Genomic DNA, 23087 nt, shown 5'->3' with positions numbered 1-23087 from the left:
TAGCGAGGTACCAAATACCCATGATACTCAAGGAATGATAGAAACGGCAAGGTCCTAGTAATTTGTCTTTTCAACACTAAATAGCGAAGAGCCAAAGTAATTGCCAATGAAATAGCTAGAAATTTAGAAAATAGATATAATCAAGTTCACGAAAAAGTAGTTGAAAATATTTATAGGGGGCATCCTTTATCTAGGAGTATTTTGGGGACTTGGGATAGTATAAGCAGTTTTGATAACACAATACTTAGTCGTTACCATACAAAGATGCTTCAAAGCTCAGATATAGTAGTGGCTATATCAGGTCATATTGATAAAGAATTAATTTTATTCATTGAAAATTTATTTGGTACTATTTCAAGAGACATAAGGTTGCAAGAACCTTTAGAAAATTTAGTACCCCAAGTAGGAGCAGAAATTATCATTGAGGATAAAGATGTCAAACAAAATTATTTATGTGTTGGGTTTCCAACATTCTCATATAATCATCCCCAATTACTCTCCCTAATGTTATTCAATCAGCTTTTGGGAGGAGGTCGTACATCGTTCTTAGCTAAAAATATTCGGGAATCACTAGGGGCTGTTTACTCATTAAGTTCATCAACCTATTTATATAAAGAAGGAGGACTATTATCTATTAATGTAGCTAGTTCTTCCAAAAATAATATATTTCAGCTTAAAAACATTATCTTGGAATTATTGCGGAAAGAGCTCAAAAAAGAAATAACTACTGAACAAGTCTCTATTACCAAATCGCAACTAAAAAGTAAAATGTTATATAGTCTTGAAAACTGTACATCGAGAATGTTAGAGTTCGGGAAAAATACGTTACTAAATATCGGTAGCGAAAATACTGTGAATATTGATTTTAATAATACTGATTCTATTATTCAAAGTATCGAAAATACAAGTAGAGAGGATATTTTGGATGTTTATGAGGAACTCTTAGGTTTTTCTCCAACAATTTCCTTGATAACAAACGAATAAAGAGAGTGGAGTGGAGAGAATGAGGAAATTCTTTGGCTTCCAAATTTTAGACGCAAAAATCTTATTAACCAATTTAGTTTCTTTTTTTTGGACTTTGATTTTGCCTTTGTTTTCAGCTTTAGTATTAAGAGGTACACTTCTTGACTCCATTGAAACAGAATCAGAAATACAAAATTACTTGTCTTGGTTTTGGATTTTTATAATTGTATCTTCATTTATATACGGTGTGGGGCTTAAGCTTGCTCGGTTTAGAGATATGGGGATACTAAAAACGTATATTTTAATCTCTGGAGATAAACGGATTTTTATATATGCAATATTACTAAATCAATTTATTATTTGTTTAATGTGTTTAATGATTTTTAGCTTTGTAATGGCCATTGTTTATAATTTGAATATTGTAATGCTGTTACTCATACCTTTTCTACTTTTGGTTTGTTCTATACCTTTTGCATTTGCTACATTGTTAATTGCTACTATAAATTTAAAGCATTCTACTCTTAATACAATAGCAAGTATACTTATTTATCCTGGATTTTTAATGGCTTTAAATACTAGGTATTCAGAGATCGAATGGACAGATTTGTTAAATCCTTTTAACATCTTATATACATTTTCTCAGTATAGCTCATCTTTATTTCTAGGTAACCTATCATTAGTTCCTTTTCTTTTTCTATTAGTGTATCTATTAATTGGATTTGTATCGATTAGAAAAATAAATTTAGTTTCAAGAGTAGAAAGGTAGGAAAATGAGAAAATGTTCGTAAAAAACCTTAGTTTCAAATACAAAAATTCAAAAAGGGAAATTTTAAAAGATATAAGTTTTAATTTAAAGAAAGATAAGGTAAATGTACTTGTAGGTTTAAATGGTACAGGTAAAACCACTCTATTTGATTGTATTACTAATATCTTAAAACCAAATGAAGGTGTGTTAAATTTTCCTTCAATTGATCAAATATTATACTTAACTCAAACTATCTACTTTTCTCCAGAATTAAAAGGAAAAGATTTTGTAAAGTTTATTTCTCGGATCGATAATAAGGTCCCTTTTAAATTTCCAGAATCTTATACAATTAAAATGGATGAAAGAAGTAGAAACCTGTTTCTACACCTATGGAATACAAAAATTGGAAGAATGTCAGTAGGAGAGAAAAGATGGCTTTTTATTACCGTTTTATCAGGTTTAAAAAGGAAACTTTACATATTAGATGAGCCCACTAGTGGGGTAGACCCTTCATCAAGAATAAGAATACTCAAGAATATCGATAAATTGGTTAAGGATGGCAGTTATTGCTTTATTTCAACGCATCAATTACAGGATCTATCCCATATAGATTGCAATATAATTATGTTACATTTGGGAAAAGTAATTTATGAAGGGGATTATTATAAATGGTTAGAAAATAACAATACGCATAACCCCGATATAGCCTTTGATAGGTCAATAGAGTAAAAATATAACCTCTTTTTGATAGGATATTAAACCATTTCCCATTCAAAAAAGTTTTTAAAATTAACTGTACTTTCCTAGATTGAAATTGGCAAACAAACCTTGATATAACTAGGAAGGCCTACGATCCACTGTTGAAGTTGACGTTGAATTATATTTTTATTTTTGATTTCTTGTTTGTCTTTTTCGCGGTACTTGAAGAAGCCTGGTTAACTGCTGTAAAGCCATAAATGTTAATTCAAGTATAATATTGAAGAATACACCATGATTTCCTTTAAGCATTACTATATTGATAGATATGAAGAAAATGAACTTGTTCATTCAGTTGCAGCTTATATAGTCAGGAAAATACTTGGGAGTATTATTATGATGACGGGAATTTTTTGTGACGATATCCCCTTAGCTTGAGGAAGTATTGATAATAATGGGATAGGTAATAGAATACTCTGTAGCCATTTATAAGGTACAGAGTATTCAATAGATTAGTCTCTTTGTTTAAAAGGACCTACCTAGTAATAATGATAAAAATGTTATGATTGGAGCATGGAAGGTTAACAAGGCTCTACTGCCATATGTGATATTGGCCACCAGAAAAAGCCGTCTTTTTCAAGAAGTTCATCGGCACATTTCGGTCCCATCGTTCCAGCAGCATAATTTGGAAAATGCTCTTCGACGGTATTTTCCCACACATGCGAAATCTTATCGGTAAAGCTCCAAGAGAGTGCTACCTCATCCCAATGGGTGAAGTTGGTCGCATCTCCGCGCATGCAATCGTATAGTAGTTTTTCATAGGATTCAGGGGTATTATAGCCATTCATTCCCTTGTTCGCATAATTGAGTTTAATGGGAGTTGCGACTTCATTCTGCCTTGCCTTTTTGGCATTTAAATGAAGCGTAATGCCTTCCTCAGGCTGAATGTGAATGACAAGCAAATTCGGATTGAGCGGCTCCTCCGGACGGTAATACAGATTCATCGGGATATCCTTAAACTGAATGATGATCTTTGTCGACTTTGCTTCCATTCTTTTTCCCGTTCGGATATAAAAAGGTACACCGGCCCATCGGAAGTTGTCAATTAAGAGCTTTCCAGCGACAAAGGTTTCTGTGTTGGAATGCGCGTCTACCATTGGCTCTTCACGGTAGCCTGGAACATCATGACCATCAATCGTTCCTGCTCCATATTGACCACGGACAAAAAACTCCTTCACATCTTCGCCATCGATGGAGCGCAGCGCCCGCAGCACCTTGACCTTCTCGGAACGGATTTCCTCCGTCGTGAGGCGAATCGGAGGCTCCATTGCGAGGAGTGCGACCATCTGAAGCATATGGTTTTGAACCATGTCACGAAGAGCCCCACTATTTTCATAATATCGACCTCTTTCCTCAACGCCTAGGATTTCGCTGGAGGTCACTTGGATATTGGAAATGTAACGATTATTCCAAAGCGGTTCAAAAATGGCGTTAGCAAAACGAATAACTTCAATGTTTTGAACCATTTCCTTGCCTAAATAATGGTCAATACGATAGATTTCCTTTTCAGAAAAGGCCGTTCTAATTTGCTTGTTAAGCTCCTTTGCAGATTCGAGATCATGTCCAAAGGGCTTTTCGATGACGAGACGCTTGTAACCTTTTACATCTGTCAGCCCATCTTCTTTCAAGTGAAGGGCAATTGTTCCGAAAAATTCAGGTGCCATCGCTAAATAAAAAATCCGATTGCCATGTAAGTGATATTGCTCATCTAGGTCATTCGCCATTTTCTTCAAGACAGCATAGGAGGCAGAATCTGTCACATCATGGGAGTGGTAATAGAAATGTGAAGCAAACTCCTCAATGCGATCCTCCTTCTCGATCGCCGTCTTAACCGAGTCCTTAATCGATTGCTGGAATTCCTCGTTTGTTAAAGGTCTTCTAGCCACGCCGATCACGGCAAATTGATCGGTGAGCTTCCCTTTTTCAAATAGTTTATAGAGGGAGGGGAATAGTTTTCTTTTCGCTAAATCCCCAGTCGCCCCAAAAATCATCATCAGCGTAGGATGGTTTTCATGTTGTTTCACTATCGATAAACCTCTTTTCAAAGTTGAAATATGTACTCAATATAATCATTTTGACTGCAAATACGCAAATAAAATGAAATGAAACATGTTCATTCTTACTTTTTGTCTTATCCGACCGTTCTATCCTAGTTTTGAAGTAGGTTAGAAAATCTTGTTATGGTATAGTAAAAATAAAAATGAACGTAGCAGGTGGAAGGAGTTTTCTGTTTGGAATTATTTTTTCTTGGGACGGGTGCAGGAATTCCTGCAAAAATGAGAAATGTAACAGCCATGGCATTAAAGCTACTGGAGGAAAGAGGCTCTGTTTGGCTCTTTGATTGCGGGGAGGCGACCCAGCATCAAATTTTGCACACCTCCTTGAAGCCTCGCAGGGTTGAGAAAATTTTCATTACCCATTTGCATGGAGATCATATTTACGGTCTTCCAGGCTTCTTATCAAGCCGTTCCTTTCAGGGAGGGGAATCCAAGGTGACGATTTATGGGCCAAAGGGGATTAAAGAATATGTGGAAACGTCCCTCTCGGTAAGTCAAACCTATCTGAAGTATCCCCTGCAAATTATTGAGGTAGATGACGGGATTGTTTTTGAGGACGAGCAATTTCTTGTGGAGGCAAAACTGCTGGAGCATGGCATTTCCTCCTATGGATATCGAGTGGTGGAAAAGGATCGCCCAGGGGTCCTGCTTGTAGATAAATTGAAGGAGACAGGGATTCAGCCTGGCCCGATTTTTAAAAGAATTAAGAGCGGTGAAAGGGTGACCCTTGAGGACGGAACGGTTCTTGATGGCAAGGACTTTACAGGACCCGATATTAAGGGGAGGGTCGTGACGATTCTAGGGGATACTCGTTCCTGTGAGGCAAGTAGACAATTGGCTCAGGATGCAGACCTTCTCGTCCATGAAGCCACTTTTTCACAAGGAGAAGAGAAGCTCGCCCATGAGTATTTTCATTCAACGACCGTTCAGGCCGCAACGATTGCGAAGGAGGCAAATGTCAGGAAGCTATGTCTGACTCATATCAGCTCCCGCTATGACAGAGAAGCCTCCAAGATCCTTTTAAATGAAGCGAGAAAGGTGTTTGCGACAACGGAAATGGCCGAGGATTTCAAGGAAATTATCATTCCATTACAAAAATAAAGGCACTTCGGAAAAAGTGCCTTGTCTTCATTATTTTATTGTGAGACTAGCCGACCTACCAGCCGCGGTCATATTGCTTCGGTGGCTCAATTTCGACGCCAAGCTCTTTGGCTGCTGTTCTTGGAAAATACGGATCTCTCAACAGCTCACGGGCGATAAAAATAAGATCGGCTCGTTGATTCTGGAGGATTTCCTCCGCTTGAATACCGGTTGTGATTAACCCAACAGCCCCGGTCGGAATGTCGGCCTCGTGCTTGATTTTTTCCGCCAGTGGGACCTGGTACCCTGGATAGGCATGAATTCTCGCCGGAACTAAAGCACCACTGCTGACATCGATTAAATCGACCCCTTGCTCCTTCATCCAATGGGAAAAGATCACATAGTCCTCTACATTGAGCCCTTCCTGATGATATTCGTTGGCAGATACTCTCACCAATAATGGACCATCCCAGACCTCTTTGACCGCCTTAATCACCTCTCGCAAAAAGCGATAGCGGTTTTCCGGGGTGCCCCCATATTCATCCTCTCTATGATTGGAAAGCGGGGAAAGAAATTCATGGATGAGATAGCCATGGGCAGCATGAATTTCGATCACATCATAGCCTGCCTTTTCGGCTCTTAGAGCAGCTGCTTTAAAGGCTTGAACTGTTTCGTTAATCTCTTCCAATGTCATTGCCTTTGGTGTCTTCATGCTATCATCGAAAGGAATCGCGGAAGGTGCCAATATTTCACCGTCCACCGTCGCCTTTCTGCCAGCGTGGGCAAGCTGTATTCCCATTTTTGAGCCATAGCTTTTGACTAGAGTGGTAAGCTCTGACAATCCTTCGAGATGCTCGTCGCTCCAAATGCCGAGATCCTGAGCGGAGATTCGACCTTGAGGAGTCACCGCAGTGGCTTCCTGAATAATGAGGCCAACCTGCCCAACGGCACGGCTTACATAGTGGGTTAAATGCCAATTTTCTACTTTTCCATCCTCATTGTGGCAGGAATACATGCACATTGGTGCCATCACAATGCGATTTTTCAGTGTGATATTTTTAAGTGTATAGGGTGAGAAAAGCTTCGTTTCCAAGCGGTACTACCTCCTTATGTGTTTCTCATATACAGTATAGCGGACCGAAGCCCATTTGAAAAAAATCCTGCTGTGGGCTAATCACCGATCGTTTTAATTAAGGCCTCCCCCAGCCGCTTCGATTGCTCTGTCGCTTCCCTTATACATTGGATGAAGGCTTCCTGGACTTGATGCTCCTTCAAGATCTTTAACCCTGCCTCTGTTGTACCACCTGGACTTGTTACTTCCGTCCGCAGTTGTTTTGGGGTCTTGCTCGACTTGGAAACCATCCCAGCTGCTCCGATCAAAGTTTGAACGATGAGCTTTTTCGCTAAATCCCCCTCTAAGCCAATTTCCACGGCGCTTTTTTCCATCGCTTCGATTAAATAATAGATATAGGCAGGACCACTTCCAGACAGTCCTGTGACCGCATCTAGCTGGGGCTCCTCGACAAAAACCGTCAGGCCGACCGTGTCGAATATCGTTTTAACGGTTGATTTTTGCTCCTCTGACACGATTGCGTTTTTGGCCAGTGCAGTAGCGGATTGACCGATAGCAGCAGACGTATTGGGCATGGCTCTTACGATCGGAATGGGTTGTTCCGCTAGAATCTCAATGCTTGCCATGGAAACCCCAGCGAGTAAAGAGATAAGGAGTGTGTCCTCTCTTAAAAAGGATTTTATTTGCTTGATGGATGCGGCGGCATCCTTAGGCTTCATCGCAAGAATGACCACCGTAGCATCTCTTAGTAAAATTTCAAGATCATAGGTTGTTTTCACTCCATATTGCTCCTGCAGCTGATGAAGCTTCTCTTGATTGCTCCGATTGGTCACCCATATTTGTTCAGGATGAATCAATTTTTTTTCAATGATTCCAGATAATAAGGCTTCTGCCATCGAGCCTGCCCCGATAATTGCAATCTTTTCCATTTTTCTTCCCTCCTAATGATTAAGTAAATGACGAAAATAAAAAGACCCTTCATCCTGTAAAGGACGAAAGGTCTAGCCTCCGTGGTACCACCTTATTTTCACGAAAAATATCGTGATCTCAAAACCGTTAACGCCGGCAACGGTTAGGTTTCTAGGCAGATGCCTACTCTCTAACAGCTCATAAGGCAGGTTCAATGGTCAAGAGGATGGTGAAGCCTTTCAGCCTACGGGCTTCACTCTCTTTCATCATTTTCCATTTACTATTCTTAGTCATCGCTATGGAATTAAATATTTTTAATTGTGATTATGCAAGATAGCGACCTTGTCTGTCAAGAGGAATTCGGAAAATTATGAATTAATTATGTGAAAATAATGACAATTCATCAAAACCAAGTTAAACTTATATTTATATTGAATAAGGGAAATGTTTTTCATATCGTTTACTCTGTACTATGATATTTGAAAATAATGATTAAAGGGGAATTATGATGACTGAATGGAAAAATGGAGTGGCCAAGATAACACTGCCAACACCTTTCCGTGTGGGTGATGTGAATGCATATGTGATCAAAGGGGAGCGGTTAACCCTTGTAGATGTGGGACCAAAAACGGAGGAAACATGGCATTCTTTAACAGAACAATTGAAGGAGCTAGGCATTCAGCCTTCAGACATTGAACAGGTGATTTTAACCCATCACCATCCAGATCATGCAGGATTGCTCGATTATTTTCCTGATTCCTTAGAGGTATACGGACATCCTGTTAATGACCGATGGATCCATCCAACCGAAGCCTTTTTAGCAGAAAATGAACATTTTTTTATGAAATCCTTTCTAGAGTTCGGTATCCCGGAGACCTATCTGCAATTCATTGGAATGCTGAAGAAGGAATTAAAGTATTCCTGCGACCGGACCTTGACTGGTCATTTGCGTGAAGGCGATCGTCCGCTTGGTCTTTCCGATTGGAGGGTGATTGAAACTCCGGGGCACGCTCAAAGCCATATTGGCCTCTATCGAGAAAAGGATGCCATCTTTATTGGCGGGGACCATCTTCTGGCCCATATTTCACCAAATCCAATCTTGGAGCCGCCTTTACCTGGAGAGAAGGAGCGTCCAAAGCCACAGCTTCAATATAATCAATCCCTGAAAAAATTGCTTGAGGTTCCAATCGACCTCGTCTATTCTGGCCATGGGGAAGAGATTTATAATAAAAACGAACTCATTCATAAGCTGTTATCCAAGCAGCATGAGAGAGCACAGAAGGTTAAGAGTTGGTTAGAGAAGGAACCTTTGACTGTGTTTGAAGCCTGCCAGCTGCTGTTTCCTAAGATCTATCAGCGTCAGTTATCATTGACGATTTCGGAAACAGTTGCACAATTTGATTATTTAACAGATTTAGAGGAAATCAGCGTGGTGAATGATAATGGAATCATTCGATATGCTGTAAGCTAAGGTGATGAAATGACAAGTAGACTTCAAGGAAAGAATATATTTATTACAGGTGCTTCAGGGGGAATAGGAGCTGAAATTGCTAGGCTTTGTGCCAAAAGAGGAGCAAGCCTCTATCTTTTCTCGAGGAGCCTTGATAAGCTAGAGCAGCTGAAAGAAGAGCTGGAAGGAGAGTACTCTAGTCGGGTACATGTCTATCAATTAGATGTTTCTGACACAGATGAAGTTGAGCGCGTATTTAAGCGCGTATTAGGTGAGGTCCAAACCATCGATGTCCTCGTTAATAATGCTGGATTTGGGGTATTCCGTCTGGCAGAGGAAGCGTCCATAGCGGAAATAAAAGGGATGTTCAGCGTCAATGTGGTTGGCTTGATGGCCTGCACTTCAATGGTTCTTCCGGTGATGAAAGCAGAGAATAAGGGCCATATCATCAACATTGCCTCCCAAGCCGGAAAAATCGCCACGCCGAAATCAAGTGTTTACTCCGCTACCAAGCATGCTGTGCTTGGCTATACAAATAGCCTAAGAATGGAGGTAGCTGATTCCAATATTTTCGTGACTGCCGTAAATCCTGGGCCGATTGCGACGAGCTTTTTTGATATTGCCGACGAGAGTGGAACATATGTGAAGAATGTTCAGCGTTTCATGTTAAAGCCTGAGTACGTTGCAGAAAAAATCGTGAATGCGATGCTGACGAAGAAAAGGGAGATAAACCTCCCGCGCTGGATGAATACCGGAAGCGTTATATACGCTCTTTTTCCTAATTTGTTCGAACGAATCGGAAAAAAGGCATTTAATAAGAAATAGTGAATGACTTACATCGTTCTCCAAATAATAAGCTTAACCTATGGAAGAGAAAGGAGAACTATTTAAGTGAATACGACGAAGTTGCAATTACCTCTCCAAACCTTAAGCCTTGTTGTCGGATTTATGGTTTGGGTCATTATTTCTTCCTTAATGCCCAATATTCGTGCAGACATCCCTCTGACGGATGGTCAGGCCTCTTTGGTCACGGCAGTTCCTGTTATCTTGGGATCTCTCCTGCGAATATTTCTAGGATTTTGGACGAATCGGTTTGGGGCGAGAAGGTTATTTTTTATTAGCTTTATCATTTTGATTTTTCCTGTCTTTTATATTAGCATTGCAGATTCCTTTATGGATTTGATCATTGGGGGACTATTCCTCGGCATCGGTGGAGCGGTTTTTTCCATCGGTGTCACCTCATTACCGAAGTACTATCCAAAGGAAAAGCATGGGTTTGTTAATGGGATATACGGGGCTGGGAACATTGGAACTGCAATAACCTCCTTTTCGGCTCCAATTGTTGCCAAAGCTTTAGGGTGGAGCAGTGCCGTACGTTTGTTCATTATCCTATTAATCCTGTTTGCTCTTTTGAATTTCGTATTTGGGGATCGAAAGGAAGCGAAGGTCCAGGCTTCTCTAGGGGAGCAGATCAAAGGAGTTTATCGCAATGAAAAGCTCTGGTTTCTTTCGTTATTTTATTTTATCACCTTTGGCTCCTTTGTCGCTTTTACTGTGTATCTGCCTAATTTTCTTGTCAATAACTTCGGTCTTGATTCCGTTGATGCAGGCTTAAGAACGGCCGGGTTTATCACCCTGGCTACGATTATGAGGCCGATTGGTGGTTGGTTAGGGGACCGCTTTAATCCGCTCTTTATTTTAATGTTGGTTTTTGCAGGGTTAACATTTTCTGGAGCATTGCTTTCCTTCTCTCCCACGATCACTTTATATACGATTGGCTGTCTAACAGTGGCCTTCTGTGCAGGAATAGGGAATGGTGCTGTATTCAAGCTTGTTCCATTTTATTTTTCCAAGCAGGGTGGGATTGTGAATGGGATTGTATCAGCACTTGGGGGACTTGGAGGATTTTTCCCTCCCCTCGTATTAACCATTGTTTATGGAATGACAGGGCATAATGCGATTGGTTTCATGGCCCTATCGGAGTTTGCTTTAGCCAGCTTTGTCATTGTTGTATGGATGTATTATCTCGAAAGAACCGGCGTGGATAAGAAAATTTTTGACTCAACGGCGCAAGGAATGATGGTGACGGATCAAGCTGGTGTGATCCAAAGGGTCAATGATTCCTTCACCACATTAACAGGGTTTAATCGGGAAGAGGTAATAGGTAAGACACCAAGTGTATTAAGGTCTGGCCGCCATGACGAAGGCTTTTACAAAGAAATGTGGAATACGATCGAAAGCCAAGGATTTTGGCAGGGTGAGATTTGGAATAAGCGAAAAAATGGAGAAATTTATCCAGAGTTCCTGACGATCAGTAGAATCAACAACGAAGCCGGAGATGTTCAGTTTTATGTAGGAACCTTTAGTGATTTATCAAAAACTTAGAAATGTAAAAGAAGTAGGGCTGTCTCTTAGTGAGGCAGTCTTTTTTTCGTTGCAACGAAAGAAGACTTTCGTTTAGTAAGGAAAATTATGGATAAGATGGTGAGGAATATATTGATAAGGAGTGTTTGATTATGTCAGGACCTAGTTTGAAAAAAGTAGATGCCCATTCATCGATTCATGAGGCTGCCTTAAATGAAGCCAAGGAATTGAGAGAGCTTTATCGACATTGCCTGAAAAAGGAGAGACAGGAAAAAGCGCTTCAAGTGGCGGAAATCACGATTGAGCATTGGGAAACGAGAACATTAAAGCATGCAGAAGCAGAAGAGGAAGGCTTATACAAGGAAATGATGGAGGAAAATCCAGATTTAACAGAGGTTGTCGTGCAATTGACACGGGACCATAATTTAATGCGAAATGTGGTCGGACAAATGAAGGAATATATGATGCAAAAAAGGGTGGGAGAGGAATTTATTCGCTTCATGGATGCCCTTATTGTGATCGATGAAATCCATAATGAGGACGAAATGAATAAATTATTGGCTTCTGACAAATAATAACGCAGGAAATTGTAGGAAAGGGAGGATAAAAGTTGGGAGAGCTGCCACTCTATGAAGAAGAATCACTTAGGTTTCGTGCACCAAGGCTATATGACCGAATGATGGAAGCCTTTTCGAATTATAATTTGCATCCCTATGATGCCGAAGCGACGATCACTCAAAAAGAAGAAGGAATGGACCTTTCTATTAGGCTTGGAGGTAGCTTGATCGACTTAGCCACTATACATATTAGCCCCAAGCAGGCTGAAGAACCCGATGAAGAGGTAATCTCCTTTTTTGAGACGGCAGCAGAGGAGTGCAAAAATCTCTTAATCAAAAACTATTTTAACATGATTAAGCTCTAGAAAGGACTGATAGAGTTGTTTTCCTTTGAAAAAGAATCGATGCTTGTCGAAGATAGAGAGGATTTACTGGCAGTACTTCAAATGAGATTCGGCAGGGTTTCAGGTGAACTGATCCAGAAGATTTATGGGATTTCAGATGGCGATACACTACAACGGTTGATCCTTGCTGCCGCTAATGCCCATTCCTTCGAGGTTTTTCTTGAAGAACTAGAGATGGGGCAAGCTTCATTTCGATTGGTGGGGGAGGATTTTAATCCGCTTCGTAATCAAGCTATAGGGTGGGATGCCTAAATGGAGCAAAGAAAAAACAAGCTAATTCACGTACTCAAACATTTAAAACGAGGCGAGCGCATCAATGATGGCTGGACCGAGGAAAGTCCACGACCTCGTAATTCTGAGGATATTTATAGACGGCGCTGGCAGTATGACAAAATTGTCCGCTCGACCCATGGGGTGAACTGTACCGGTTCCTGTAGCTGGAGAATCCATGTGAAGGACGGCATTATTGCTTATGAAACACAGCAAACGGATTATCCATCGACAGGCGAGGATTTTCCTGACTATGAGCCGCGTGGTTGTCCACGTGGGGCAAGCTTCTCCTGGTATACGTATAGCCCAACACGAGTCAAGCACCCATATATTCGTGGCGATCTGTATGAGCTATGGAAAAATGAGCTGAAAGTGGCAAACAATCCAGTCGAAGCATGGGAAAATATTGTCACCAACCCTGAGAAACGAGCGAAGTATGTATCAGCACGAGGCAAGGGTGGTTTTGTTCGTGGAAGCTGGAGTGATCTTTGTCAATTAATTGCAGCCTCCTCCATCTATACGATCAAAAAATATGGGCCCGATCGAATTGTTGGCTTTAGTCCGATCCCAGCGATGTCCATGGTTAGCTATGCTGGGGGCTCCCGCTTTCTTTCTTTAATCGGCGGTACGATTTTAAGCTTTTATGATTGGTATGCTGATCTTCCACCTGCCTCGCCTCAAGTCTGGGGGGATCAAACAGATGTGCCAGAGAGCGGCGATTGGTATAACACGAAATATTTCATTATTTGGGGGACGAATATCCCGCAAACAAGGACCCCTGATGCTCACTTTATGGTTGAATCTCGCTATAACGGGACGAAGGTTGTCGGAGTAAGTCCTGATTATGCGGAGTATGAGAAATTTGCCGATATTTGGCTTCCTGCAAAAGCAGGTACGGACGGGGCACTGGCGATGGCGATGACCCATGTGATCCTCAAAGAATTCTATGTGGACCAGCAAACACCATATTTCGTCTCCTATGCCAAGCAATATACGGATCTTCCGTTTCTAGTCATTCTAGATGAGCATGAAGGACGGTACCGCTCTGGTCGTTTCCTAAGAGCTTCGGACATTGATGGAAACGAAGAGCTAGGGGAGTGGAAGACGGTCGTTTGGGATGAAATGGAGAATAAGATGGTCATCCCAATCGGCAGTCAAGGCTTCCGCTGGGATAGCGGCAACAAATGGAATCTCGATCTGCAGGACGTGAATGGCAATGATATCAATCCTCTCCTTAGTTTTATCGATCAATCGGATGAGGTTGTTCAAGTGGATTTCCCTTATTTTGCTGATGAAAAAAGCGGTCCGACAACAAGGGGAGTTCCGGTTAAAAAAATTCACGACCAATCAGGTGTGGAGCTAACAGTTACGACGGTTTATGACCTGATGCTTGCCCATACAGGTGTAGGTCGTGGCCTTGAGGGCGACTATCCAACGGATTACAACGATGCGAACAAACCATATACTCCTGCTTGGCAGGAAAGCATTACAGGGGTCAACCCGGCACATGTCATCCAGGTAGCTCGTGAGTTTGCTGATAATGCCGCCCGCACAAATGGCAAATCGATGATTGCGATGGGTGGTGGGACGAATCATTGGTTCCACAGTGACCAAATCTATCGTTCGATCTTAAACCTTGTATTATTAACGGGCTCCCAAGGGGTCAACGGTGGAGGCTGGGCCCATTATGTCGGTCAGGAAAAAGTCCGTCCGATTGAGGGCTTCTCACAAATTGCTTTTGCGAATGATTGGGTGAAGGCTCCACGCTTCATGAATGGTACTTCCTTTTTCTACTTTGCAACCGAGCAGTTCCGCTATGAGTATCAAGCAGATGAGGAAAAGGACGGATGGAGCAGCAAATACCGCAATATGCACCCAGCTGATTTCAATGCGATGTCCGCACGTCTCGGCTGGCTGCCAAGCTTTCCACAATGGACGCAGAACTCTCTTGATGTGATGAAGGATGCGAGGGAGCGTCATAAGGAGGATGACGGGGCGATTATTCAGGATATCGCCAAGCAAATTTCGGATGGGAAAATTAGTTATGCGATGGAATATCCAAATGACCCGCACAATTTTCCCCGGATTTTCTTCAACTGGCGTTCCAATCTCTTAGGGGATAGTGGAAAAGGGCATGAGTATTTTGTCAAGCATTTGATTGGCTCGACCGATTCCGTTCTGACCGATACGGAACATTCATGGCAGCCTGAAAGTATTCATGTGGATGCAAAGCCGCCTGAGGGTAAGACCGATCTATTTGTGGCCATGGATTTTCGGATGACAAGCTCAGGGCTTTTTTCCGATATTCTGCTTCCCGCTGCAACCTGGTATGAGAAATTTGATATTAGTACAACGGATCTGCATCCATTTATTCACCCTTTTAATGCAGCGATTTCACCACCATGGGAGACAAAAAGTGACTGGGATGCGTTTCGAGAAATTGCCAGGGAATTCTCTAATTTAGCGAAGGATCACCTTCCTGCTTGTGAGGATATTGTCATGTCGCCGCTCGCCCATGACACGATTAATGAAATCGCCCAGCCATTTGGAAAGGTGAAGGACTGGCGCAAGGGCGAGGTGGAGGCTGTTCCAGGAAAAACGATGTCAAACCTGAACATTGTCAAAAGAGATTATCCAAACGTGTTTGATATGTGGTCTACGGTCGGACCGAATATTCGCGGGGGATACGGAACCAAAGGGGTCAAGGTAGATGGCGAAAAGGCTTACCAGCAGCTTCTCAAGCGCCTTGGCGTTTCCAAGCGTGAAGGAGTCGGAAAGGGCCATCCAGACCTTTATTCTGACAAGCAGGCGATCAATGCGATCCTCCTTATGTCTGGTGCGTCGAATGGGAAGCGGGCTGTTGAAGGTTGGAAGTCGATGGAGGCAAAGACCGGAAAAAGCTTAGAGCATTTAGCGAAAGAACGTGAAGAGGAAGATTTCACCTTGGATGCGTTAACGGTTCAGCCACGGCAGACGATTTCTACACCAGTATGGAGCGGATTGGAAAAGGATAATCGACGCTACTCGCCTTTTACTGTTAATAAGGAATATAACATTCCATGGCATACCCTGACTGGAAGGCAAAGCTTCTATCTCGATCATGAGATCATGCTAGATTACGGTGAAGGACTCCCTATCTACTTACCGCCAATCAACAAGGGACCATTTTTAAAGGGCGAGAATGAAGTGGAGAACAAAGGGAAGTCGATCACGCTTCGGTATATGACCCCCCATCAAAAATGGGGCATTCATACGATGTTCACGGATACCAATAATATGGTTCAGCTGTTCAGAGGCTGGCAGGTCGTCTGGCTCAATGAAGAGGATGCCGCTTCGATTGGGATTAAGGATAATGACTGGATTGAGATCTATAACCGTAATGGTGCAGTCGCAGCAAGAGCCGTGCTTACGTACCGGATGCCACGCGGGGCGGTGTACATGCATCACGCTCAAGATAGAACGATGGGGGTTCCCGGAAATACAATCAACAAGGTCCGTGGGGGAACCCATAATAGTGTGACGAGAATTTATCCGAAGGCAACCCATATGATCGGGGGCTACTCTCAGCTAAGCTACGGGTTTAATTATTACGGACCGACTGGGAGCCAAAGGGATACGCTCGCTATTATCCGTCCCCTAAAGGAGGTTGATTGGCTTGAAAGTTAAGGCACAAGTAGCGATGGTCATGCATCTCGATAAATGCATCGGCTGTCACACCTGTTCTGTTACCTGTAAAAACACGTGGACAAACCGGCCAGGGATGGAGTATGTCTGGTATAACAATGTCGAAACAAGGCCGGGACCAGGCTACCCGAAGGAATGGGAGAATACCGATCGTTTCAAGGGAGGCTGGACGCTCCGAAATGGTCGCTTGCACTTAAGAGCAGGTGGGCCGGTCGCAAAATTAGCCAATATCTTCTTTAATCCGAATATGGCAACACTTGATGATTTTTATGAGCCATGGACATATGATTTTGAGCATCTTCACAAAAGCCCGAAAAAGGAAAATTTACCTGTAGCACGCCCTATCTCGATGATTACAGGCAAGTACATGGACAAGCCGGAATGGGGACCAAACTGGGACGATGACCTGGCTGGTGGCAGTGAGGTTGTCCCAATGGACCCAAATGTGCAGAAGCTACAGGAGCATATCGCAATGGAATATGAGAAGACGTTCATGATGTATTTGCCACGCATCTGCGAGCATTGCTTAAATCCTTCCTGCGTTGCCTCCTGTCCTTCAGGAGCCCTCTATAAAAGGGATGAGGATGGAATCGTGTTGGTCGATCAGGATGCCTGTCGGGGCTGGCGCTTCTGCATGAATGGTTGCCCCTACCATAAGGTGTACTACAATTGGAATACGCATAAGGCTGAAAAATGTAATTTCTGCTATCCGCGAACAGAAGCAGGCCTTCCGACTGTGTGCTCGGAGACCTGTGTGGGCCGCATTCGCTACATTGGGGTTGTTCTCTATGATGCGGATCGCGTGAAGGATGCTGCATCTGTCCAGGATCCGAAGGAATTATACGAGTCCCAGCTATCTGTATTTTTAGATCCGAATGATCCGCATGTGATTGAGGAAGCAAAAAAATCAGGAATTAATGATAGCTGGATCAAAAGCGCACAGGAATCACCCATTTATAAAATGGCGATGCAATGGAAAATTGCTTTGCCACTTCACCCAGAATATCGTACACTGCCAATGGTCTGGTATGTGCCACCGCTTAGCCCGATCATGAATCATATTACGAATGAAGCGGAGCTTAGTGCAGATGGTTTTATTCCGGCAGTTGATCAAATGCGCATCCCAATGGAATACCTTGCCTCACTTTTAGCAGCGGATGATGTATCCGTTATACGTCGCGTCCTCTTAAAAATGGTTGCCATGCGTGTTCATATGCGTGCCAAAACCGTCGGGGGTGTCGATGAAGTGAGAAAAAGCAAGCTGATCGCTGAAGCGGATACATCGGTTGAAGAGCTTGAGGATATGGCTCGTTTGCTTGGGGTTGCGAAATACAATGAGCGCTTCGTCATCCCAACAGGTAGAAGAGAAATGGATGATAACCTGCAGTATCGCTATGGTGCGTGCAGCATCGAGGATATCGCTCCCCCAGAAGGCATGGTAACTTATCCATATGGAAGAAGTGAGAACGGATGAAAATCGAAAAAGCAGAATTGCTCATGCTGATGGCTCGCTTTTTGGAATATCCAGATGAGGATTTTATTAGAGGGCTGGCTGATTTTGAGACGGAGGTTCAAGAACATCTTTCTTCACGGAAGCTTGCCAAGGAGTTTGTGAAACGCTGTCAACCGTTGATGGCGCTGGATTGGAAGGATTTGCAGGAGCTCTATGTTGATACCTTTGACTATAAAGAAAAAACAGGACTTTATCTTACGGCGCAGGAGCTTGGCGACAGCCGCAGAAGAGGTATGGCTCTCATCCAGCTGCAGAAGCTGATTGAGGATTTAGGCTTTGAGCGTGTTTCGGATGAATTAGCCGACTATATTCCAATGCTGTTGGAGCTCTTGGCTGTGGCTGATGAGGGGGAGCAGACAAAGCTTTTGGAGCGGCGCCTGTCTTATGCTCTTCACCGGATTGTTGGTCATCTTTCTCGAGATAATCCATACCATGCTCTGTTGGAGATGCTGACTCTTTATGTATTCGAGGCTCCTAGCAGGGAAGAAATTAAGCTCGTAGAAAGCGCCTGGGAGGATGCAGATCTCGATCCATTGCCATATCCGATGTTTTATCAGTAGGTTTGTGTGGTAGTTGATAGTTATTTTGATGGACAGGTGACTGAACAGTTGGAGAGAAAGCGAAATCAGTCTCCAAGGAGCCTTATTAGCGCCCGAACAAGCGTGTGGGAATCGGAATCGGTCGTCAAAGGGCCTTATTGGAGGCCGAATAAGCGTGAGGAAAGCGAAATCGGTCTCCAAGGGGCCTTATTGGCGCCCGAACAAGCTTGTGGAAGGCAGAATCGGTCGCCAATCCCTATGAAATGTATAAATTTACTAGTCGTTTCTTCATTAGAGCATTAAAAACCATTTTCTGTGAGGGGGTTAGCTATGAGTGGTCTTTTTTGGTGGGCGGTTTATCCGTACATTTGCGGCACAATTTTAATTATCGCCTCTTTTTACCGCTTTGTATTTCGCGGGAAAAGCTGGCACGCACCATCAACCGAAATTTTTGAAAAAAAATGGTTAAGGGTAGGATCAACGCTTTTTCACTGGGGGATTATTTTTGCCCTGGTCGGTCATATTATGGGCGTATTAATTCCGCTTGAATTTTATGAAGCAATAGGTGTTACCGAGGGGGTCTATCATTTCTTTGCCATTGCGGGTGGCGGTGTCGCCGGATTAATGGTGGTCATCGGCTTAATTGTGCTGATTATTCGGAAAGCAACAAATCCAAGAGTCAATGCTCATGCGGGGTTTAGTGATTATTTTACCGTTGTCCTTTTATTGATCATTGCCGGATTAGGAACCTATATGACGCTTATTTACAATACAACGTATGTTGCTTATGAGTATCGACTAACAATCGGGCCCTGGTTTCGAAGTTTATTCACTTTTCAGCCCCAATATGAACTGATGACAACAGTACCGTTCATCTTTCAGCTTCATATTGTTATTTCTTTTCTGTTATTTGCATCTATTCCATTCACACAGCTTATTCATATGTTCAGTTTTCCGGCTCGCTATCCAGCGCGTGCCCCCCAGCAGTATCGGGCGCGGAATGGGTATAAAAATAACTAGTCGAGATTGTCAAATCACCTTTCATTATCGGGAGGTGATTTTCATTTTCCACAAACACCCATTGAAAATGAACGTATATTCGCTTAAAATAAGGAATAAACTAGAACAAATGTTCCTATCGAGGGTGAAAAGAATGGTCGACTACAGCAAACTACCGCAAAATAAAATTTTATGTGTAGACATGAAGAGCTTTTACGCAAGTTGTTCGGCTGTTATGGAAGGCCTTGATCCGCTTGAATGCTATCTTGCTGTGGTTGGAGCGAAGGAAAGACAGGGGAGCGTCGTTCTCGCTGCCTCTCCGAAATTAAAGAAGGAATTTGGTGTGAAGACAGGCTCCCGGCGATTTGAAATTCCAGAGGATCCACGTATACACATTGTCGAACCGAAAATGAGGACCTATATGCGTGTTTCTCTAGAAATAACCCGCGTCTTTCATCGCTATGTTCCGAAGGAAGCGATTCATACGTACAGCGTCGATGAAAGCTTTATTCAAGTGGATGGGGCTTTAAATCTATGGGGAGATGCCCGCACGATTGCTCACAAAATTCGTGATGATATTGATAGAGAGTTTCAGCTCCCATGTGCGATCGGGATTGGTCCGAATATGCTGCTTGCGAAGCTTTGTATGGATTTGGATGCAAAAAAACAGGGGATTTCAGAATGGACCTATGAAGATGTTCCAAGCAGGCTTTGGCCGGTAACGCCCTTAAGAGAAATGTGGGGGATTGGAAGAAGGGTCGAAAAGACACTGAATAGCATGGGAATTTTTACAGTGGGACAGCTCGCCCATCATGATTTAGAAAGCTTAGAGAAAAAGTTCGGAGTCATGGGTAATCAGCTTTTTTATCATGCATGGGGGGTGGATTTGTCGAAAGTCGGTGCTCCTATTATGGAGGGGCAAGTCAGCTTTGGAAAAAGTCAAATTCTACTTCGTGACTACAAGGACGTGGAGGAAATTAAAGCGGTTGTGCTGGAAATGTGTGAGGAGGTGGCAAGGCGTGCAAGGCTTGGGCGCAAGGGTGGTCGAACAATTAGCTTCGGCGTTGGCTACAGCAAGGATGAATTCGGCGGCGGTTTTTATCGTTCACGCACGATTGACGAGCCGACAAATGTGACGATGGAGCTGTATCGTGTCTGTCTCGAGCTGTTTGAAGAGCATTACGAAGGCAAGACGGTGAGAAAAATTATGATTTCCTTAGGTAATATTGTCGATGACAACGAATACCAGCTGAATCTTTTTGATCTAAATGGTTGGAAAAAACGGGAGCTAGGCTATGTCGTAGACCGTATACGGGGTCGTTACGGACCTGGTGCATTATTAAGAGCGGTGTCCTACACGAATGCAGGTACAGCGAGAGAGCGGGCAAAGCTTGTAGGTGGGCATAAAATGTAAGGATATTACAATAAAAACAAACGTAACAAAAACAGCCTAAGGAGATGACGGTGATGATCCGTGACCGTGGAAAAATGAAATGGACCTCTATGATGCTGCCTGAGCATGTAAAACTTTTACGGGATTGGGCGAAGGAGGATGAATATGAAAAAGCAAGAGAAATCGACGAGCAATACTTAGAGGTGATGAATGAAACGATTTCTGAAGCAATGGAATTTGGTAAAGACTTGATGATTACTCATTATCACAATCGAAAGTACGAGCTAGTCATCGGAAACATTCACTACTGGGATGACTTGAACGGGAAATTGCATGTGGTAGACCAATTCGGAGAAGTACATCGAATTTCTCTTTCCTCTATTTCCGATGTGAGGCTAATGGATGAGTAAATTGTGTTACAATTGTCGTGGAATGGAGGGAATGCATCATGGAAATAAACATTACCGCTACAGCCGTGCAGAAAATTGCTGAGAAAAAGGGAGAGCACGAGGGCTATCTTAAGCTGAAATATGAAACAGAGGGGTGCGGCTGTGTGATGAGCGGGGTAACATCATTATGGCTTGTGAGTGAAATTGACGAAGACGATCGTGCCATCGAAACGAGTATCGGTCCGATTTATGTGGAGAAATCCAAAGAAGTTTTTTTAAACGACGAACTCATCATTGATTTTTCCCCAAGCAATAACAGCTTTCAACTAAAGAGCCCGAATGAATATTTAAATCCACGAATGAGTTTTTTGAATAAAATCGGATAAGTAAGGTGAGTGAAAGATCATCAATAAAATGAGAAGTGAAAAAGAAATGATGGATATGTTAATGGAGTTTGCTAGAAAAGATCCAAGAATTCGATTAGTAACATTAGAAGGTTCGCGTACAAACAAAAACATTCCTCCTGACGAATTCCGAGATTTTGATATATCTTATTTTGTGACCGACATGGACTCTTTCAAAGAGAATGATCATTGGCTTGATATTTTTGGGAAGCGCTTAATCATGCAAAAACCTGAAGACATGGAGCTTTTTCCGCCAGAGCTAGGGAATTGGTTTTCCTATCTCATGCTATTTGAAGATGGTAACCGAATAGACCTAACGCTCATTCCAATCGAAGAAGTTCAGGATTATTTTTGCAAGAGTGACGGTTTAGTAGAAGTCTTGCTTGATAAGGATGGACTCGTCAAAGAGGAAGTGGTCCCAAATGATCGTCACTACTGGATTAAAAAGCCGACAGCGAGGGAATTTGATGATTGCTGTAATGAATTTTGGTGGGTTTCCACCTATGTGGTAAAAGGATTGGCAAGAAAAGAAATCCTGTATGCAATTGATCATCTAAATGAAATTGTAAGGCCTAACTTGTTAAGAATGATGTCTTGGCAAATCGGGTTTGATCATGGTTTTGACTTTAGTGTAGGGAAAAACTATAAATTTATGGAACGCTATCTCTCAAAAGAGGATTGGGAAAAATTGCTTTCGACTTATACTCTGAATGATGAACAAAATAGGTGGCAGGCTTTGTTCACTTGTTATGAGCTGTTTAGAAAGTTCTCCAAGTCTGTTTCCACTACTCTAGGGATTCATTATCCAGATTATGATGAATCGATTACGAGATATATGGAGAGGATTTATCGATCCTATGGAAAGAGTAGGACAGTAAAATAATACAACAGGAGGAAGTCATGGAAATTCGAGCTTACCGAAGTGAAGATGAAATAGGTTGGGTAAGGTGTCGGGTATTATCCTTTTTGGATACCGCATACTATGACAATGTTCTTAAAGAAAAGGAGAAATACGACAATCCAGCCATTGAACTTGTTGCGATAGAGGATGATCAGGTGGTTGGATTAATAGATATAGAATACGAAGTTGTGGAGAGAACAGTCTGTTCAAGAGGTGTAGGTTTAGGAGGGATGATCTGGCATATCGCTGTTCACCCCGACCATCGTAGAAAAGGTATCGGTAGTCAATTATTATATGAAGCTGAAAAAATAGCAAAAGAAAAAGGGCTTAATCGTCTAGAGGCATGGACTAGAGATGATCAATGGGTAAATAATTGGTACAAAAATAATCGGTTTGAACAGGTGGAGTCGTATTTACAGGTATTCATGGATGGTGAAGATGAACTAAAAGAGATCATGATGTCAGAAATATCAGGATTATATCCTATCCAGGCATATGCCCATTATGTAGGTGAAGATAAAGAAACGATTAAGAAAAAATTTAAAAGAGTTCATGAATGCATTTGCTTTGAGAAAAAGTTTGAATAAAGGGTTTTAGGCATTTACTAGAGAACGTTTGTTTGTTATAATTAGTAATAT

23 protein-coding genes and 1 other annotated feature are annotated in these 23087 nt (G+C 42.4%); of the genes, 20 read left to right on the top strand and 3 right to left on the bottom strand.

Translation table 11 applies throughout. The features are described from left to right. Positions 1–201: 201 nt before the first annotated feature. The 3 genes from J2S07_RS18640 to J2S07_RS18630 are packed head-to-tail and all read left to right on the top strand — an operon-like array spanning position 202 to position 2437. A complete protein-coding gene (locus tag J2S07_RS18640; protein ID WP_307151919.1) occupies positions 202–984 on the top strand; it encodes a M16 family metallopeptidase in 783 nt (260 codons plus the stop codon). Between the two features lie 19 nt (positions 985–1003). Beyond that, a complete protein-coding gene (locus tag J2S07_RS18635) occupies positions 1004–1729 on the top strand; it encodes a hypothetical protein (RefSeq protein WP_307151918.1) in 726 nt (241 codons plus the stop codon). 12 nt (positions 1730–1741) lie between these two features. After that, a complete protein-coding gene (locus tag J2S07_RS18630; protein ID WP_307151917.1) occupies positions 1742–2437 on the top strand; it encodes an ATP-binding cassette domain-containing protein in 696 nt (231 codons plus the stop codon). A gap of 548 nt (positions 2438–2985) precedes the next feature. Here the strand turns inward: J2S07_RS18630 and zwf are convergent. Next, on the bottom strand, positions 2986–4455 hold the full coding sequence (zwf, locus tag J2S07_RS18625; RefSeq protein WP_307151921.1) for a glucose-6-phosphate dehydrogenase: 1470 nt from the start codon (positions 4453–4455) through the stop codon (positions 2986–2988). 240 nt (positions 4456–4695) lie between these two features. On the opposite strand from zwf, the gene rnz reads away from it, so the two are divergent. Continuing rightward, entirely contained in the window at positions 4696–5622 is a 927-nt protein-coding gene (rnz, locus tag J2S07_RS18620) for a ribonuclease Z (RefSeq protein ID WP_307151916.1), read from the top strand. A 55-nt stretch (positions 5623–5677) separates the two neighbouring features. On the opposite strand, the gene namA is transcribed toward rnz, so the two are convergent. Together namA and proC are read right to left on the bottom strand one after the other, a co-directional pair. Further along, on the bottom strand, positions 5678–6694 hold the full coding sequence (gene namA, locus J2S07_RS18615) for an NADPH dehydrogenase NamA (RefSeq protein ID WP_307151915.1): 1017 nt from the start codon (positions 6692–6694) through the stop codon (positions 5678–5680). Between the two features lie 77 nt (positions 6695–6771). Further along, complete coding sequence (gene proC / locus J2S07_RS18610) at positions 6772–7602, bottom strand: pyrroline-5-carboxylate reductase (protein ID WP_307151914.1); 831 nt, start codon at positions 7600–7602, stop codon at positions 6772–6774. A 56-nt stretch (positions 7603–7658) separates the two neighbouring features. Further along, positions 7659–7885: a binding site (T-box leader), on the bottom strand. Positions 7886–8090: 205 nt separating this feature from the next. On the opposite strand from proC, the gene J2S07_RS18605 reads away from it, so the two are divergent. The 16 genes from J2S07_RS18605 to J2S07_RS18530 all read left to right on the top strand — a co-directional run bounded on the left by J2S07_RS18605 (position 8091) and on the right by J2S07_RS18530 (position 23036). Next, positions 8091–9053: an MBL fold metallo-hydrolase gene (locus J2S07_RS18605; protein WP_307151913.1), complete on the top strand. Its 963-nt coding sequence runs from the start codon at positions 8091–8093 to the stop codon at positions 9051–9053. A 9-nt stretch (positions 9054–9062) separates the two neighbouring features. Continuing rightward, positions 9063–9857, top strand: coding sequence for an SDR family NAD(P)-dependent oxidoreductase (locus tag J2S07_RS18600; RefSeq protein ID WP_307151912.1), 795 nt, complete (start codon positions 9063–9065; stop codon positions 9855–9857). Positions 9858–9923: 66 nt separating this feature from the next. Beyond that, on the top strand, positions 9924–11417 hold the full coding sequence (locus J2S07_RS18595; protein WP_307151911.1) for a nitrate/nitrite transporter: 1494 nt from the start codon (positions 9924–9926) through the stop codon (positions 11415–11417). Between the two features lie 131 nt (positions 11418–11548). Continuing rightward, the gene (locus J2S07_RS18590; RefSeq protein WP_307151910.1) at positions 11549–11971 is read left to right on the top strand and encodes a hemerythrin domain-containing protein; all 423 of its coding nucleotides are present in this window, start codon (positions 11549–11551) and stop codon (positions 11969–11971) included. 35 nt (positions 11972–12006) lie between these two features. Further along, entirely contained in the window at positions 12007–12318 is a 312-nt protein-coding gene (locus tag J2S07_RS18585; protein ID WP_307151909.1) for a hypothetical protein, read from the top strand. 15 nt (positions 12319–12333) lie between these two features. Beyond that, the gene (locus J2S07_RS18580; RefSeq protein WP_307151908.1) at positions 12334–12609 is read left to right on the top strand and encodes a hypothetical protein; all 276 of its coding nucleotides are present in this window, start codon (positions 12334–12336) and stop codon (positions 12607–12609) included. Further along, complete coding sequence (locus tag J2S07_RS18575) at positions 12610–16293, top strand: nitrate reductase subunit alpha (RefSeq protein ID WP_307151907.1); 3684 nt, start codon at positions 12610–12612, stop codon at positions 16291–16293. Then, entirely contained in the window at positions 16283–17785 is a 1503-nt protein-coding gene (gene narH, locus J2S07_RS18570) for a nitrate reductase subunit beta (protein WP_307151906.1), read from the top strand. The genes J2S07_RS18575 and narH overlap by 11 nt, the downstream gene beginning before the upstream one ends. Further along, positions 17782–18384: a nitrate reductase molybdenum cofactor assembly chaperone gene (gene narJ, locus J2S07_RS18565; RefSeq protein WP_307151905.1), complete on the top strand. Its 603-nt coding sequence runs from the start codon at positions 17782–17784 to the stop codon at positions 18382–18384. The genes narH and narJ overlap by 4 nt, the downstream gene beginning before the upstream one ends. A 6-nt stretch (positions 18385–18390) precedes the next feature. Further along, positions 18391–18666, top strand: a complete 276-nt coding sequence (locus J2S07_RS18560) for a hypothetical protein (protein ID WP_307151904.1) — start codon at positions 18391–18393, stop codon at positions 18664–18666. Between the two features lie 27 nt (positions 18667–18693). Next, positions 18694–19383, top strand: a complete 690-nt coding sequence (gene narI, locus J2S07_RS18555) for a respiratory nitrate reductase subunit gamma (RefSeq protein WP_307151903.1) — start codon at positions 18694–18696, stop codon at positions 19381–19383. A 133-nt stretch (positions 19384–19516) separates the two neighbouring features. Next, on the top strand, positions 19517–20776 hold the full coding sequence (locus J2S07_RS18550) for a Y-family DNA polymerase (RefSeq protein ID WP_307151902.1): 1260 nt from the start codon (positions 19517–19519) through the stop codon (positions 20774–20776). A 53-nt stretch (positions 20777–20829) separates the two neighbouring features. Further along, positions 20830–21165 (top strand): YolD-like family protein, encoded by a 336-nt coding sequence (locus J2S07_RS18545; protein ID WP_307151901.1) that lies wholly within the window; start codon positions 20830–20832, stop codon positions 21163–21165. Positions 21166–21203: 38 nt separating this feature from the next. Then, positions 21204–21530, top strand: a complete 327-nt coding sequence (locus J2S07_RS18540) for an iron-sulfur cluster biosynthesis family protein (protein WP_307151900.1) — start codon at positions 21204–21206, stop codon at positions 21528–21530. 28 nt (positions 21531–21558) lie between these two features. Then, positions 21559–22431: an aminoglycoside 6-adenylyltransferase gene (ant(6), locus tag J2S07_RS18535; protein ID WP_307151899.1), complete on the top strand. Its 873-nt coding sequence runs from the start codon at positions 21559–21561 to the stop codon at positions 22429–22431. A 17-nt stretch (positions 22432–22448) separates the two neighbouring features. After that, the gene (locus J2S07_RS18530; RefSeq protein ID WP_307151898.1) at positions 22449–23036 is read left to right on the top strand and encodes a GNAT family N-acetyltransferase; all 588 of its coding nucleotides are present in this window, start codon (positions 22449–22451) and stop codon (positions 23034–23036) included. Positions 23037–23087: the final 51 nt, after the last annotated feature.

It is taken from the genome of Anoxybacillus andreesenii (assembly GCF_030813005.1).
GTDB lineage: Bacteria > Bacillota > Bacilli > Bacillales > Cytobacillaceae > Robertmurraya > Robertmurraya andreesenii.
This window is presented reverse-complemented; position numbering and strand designations above follow the sequence as displayed.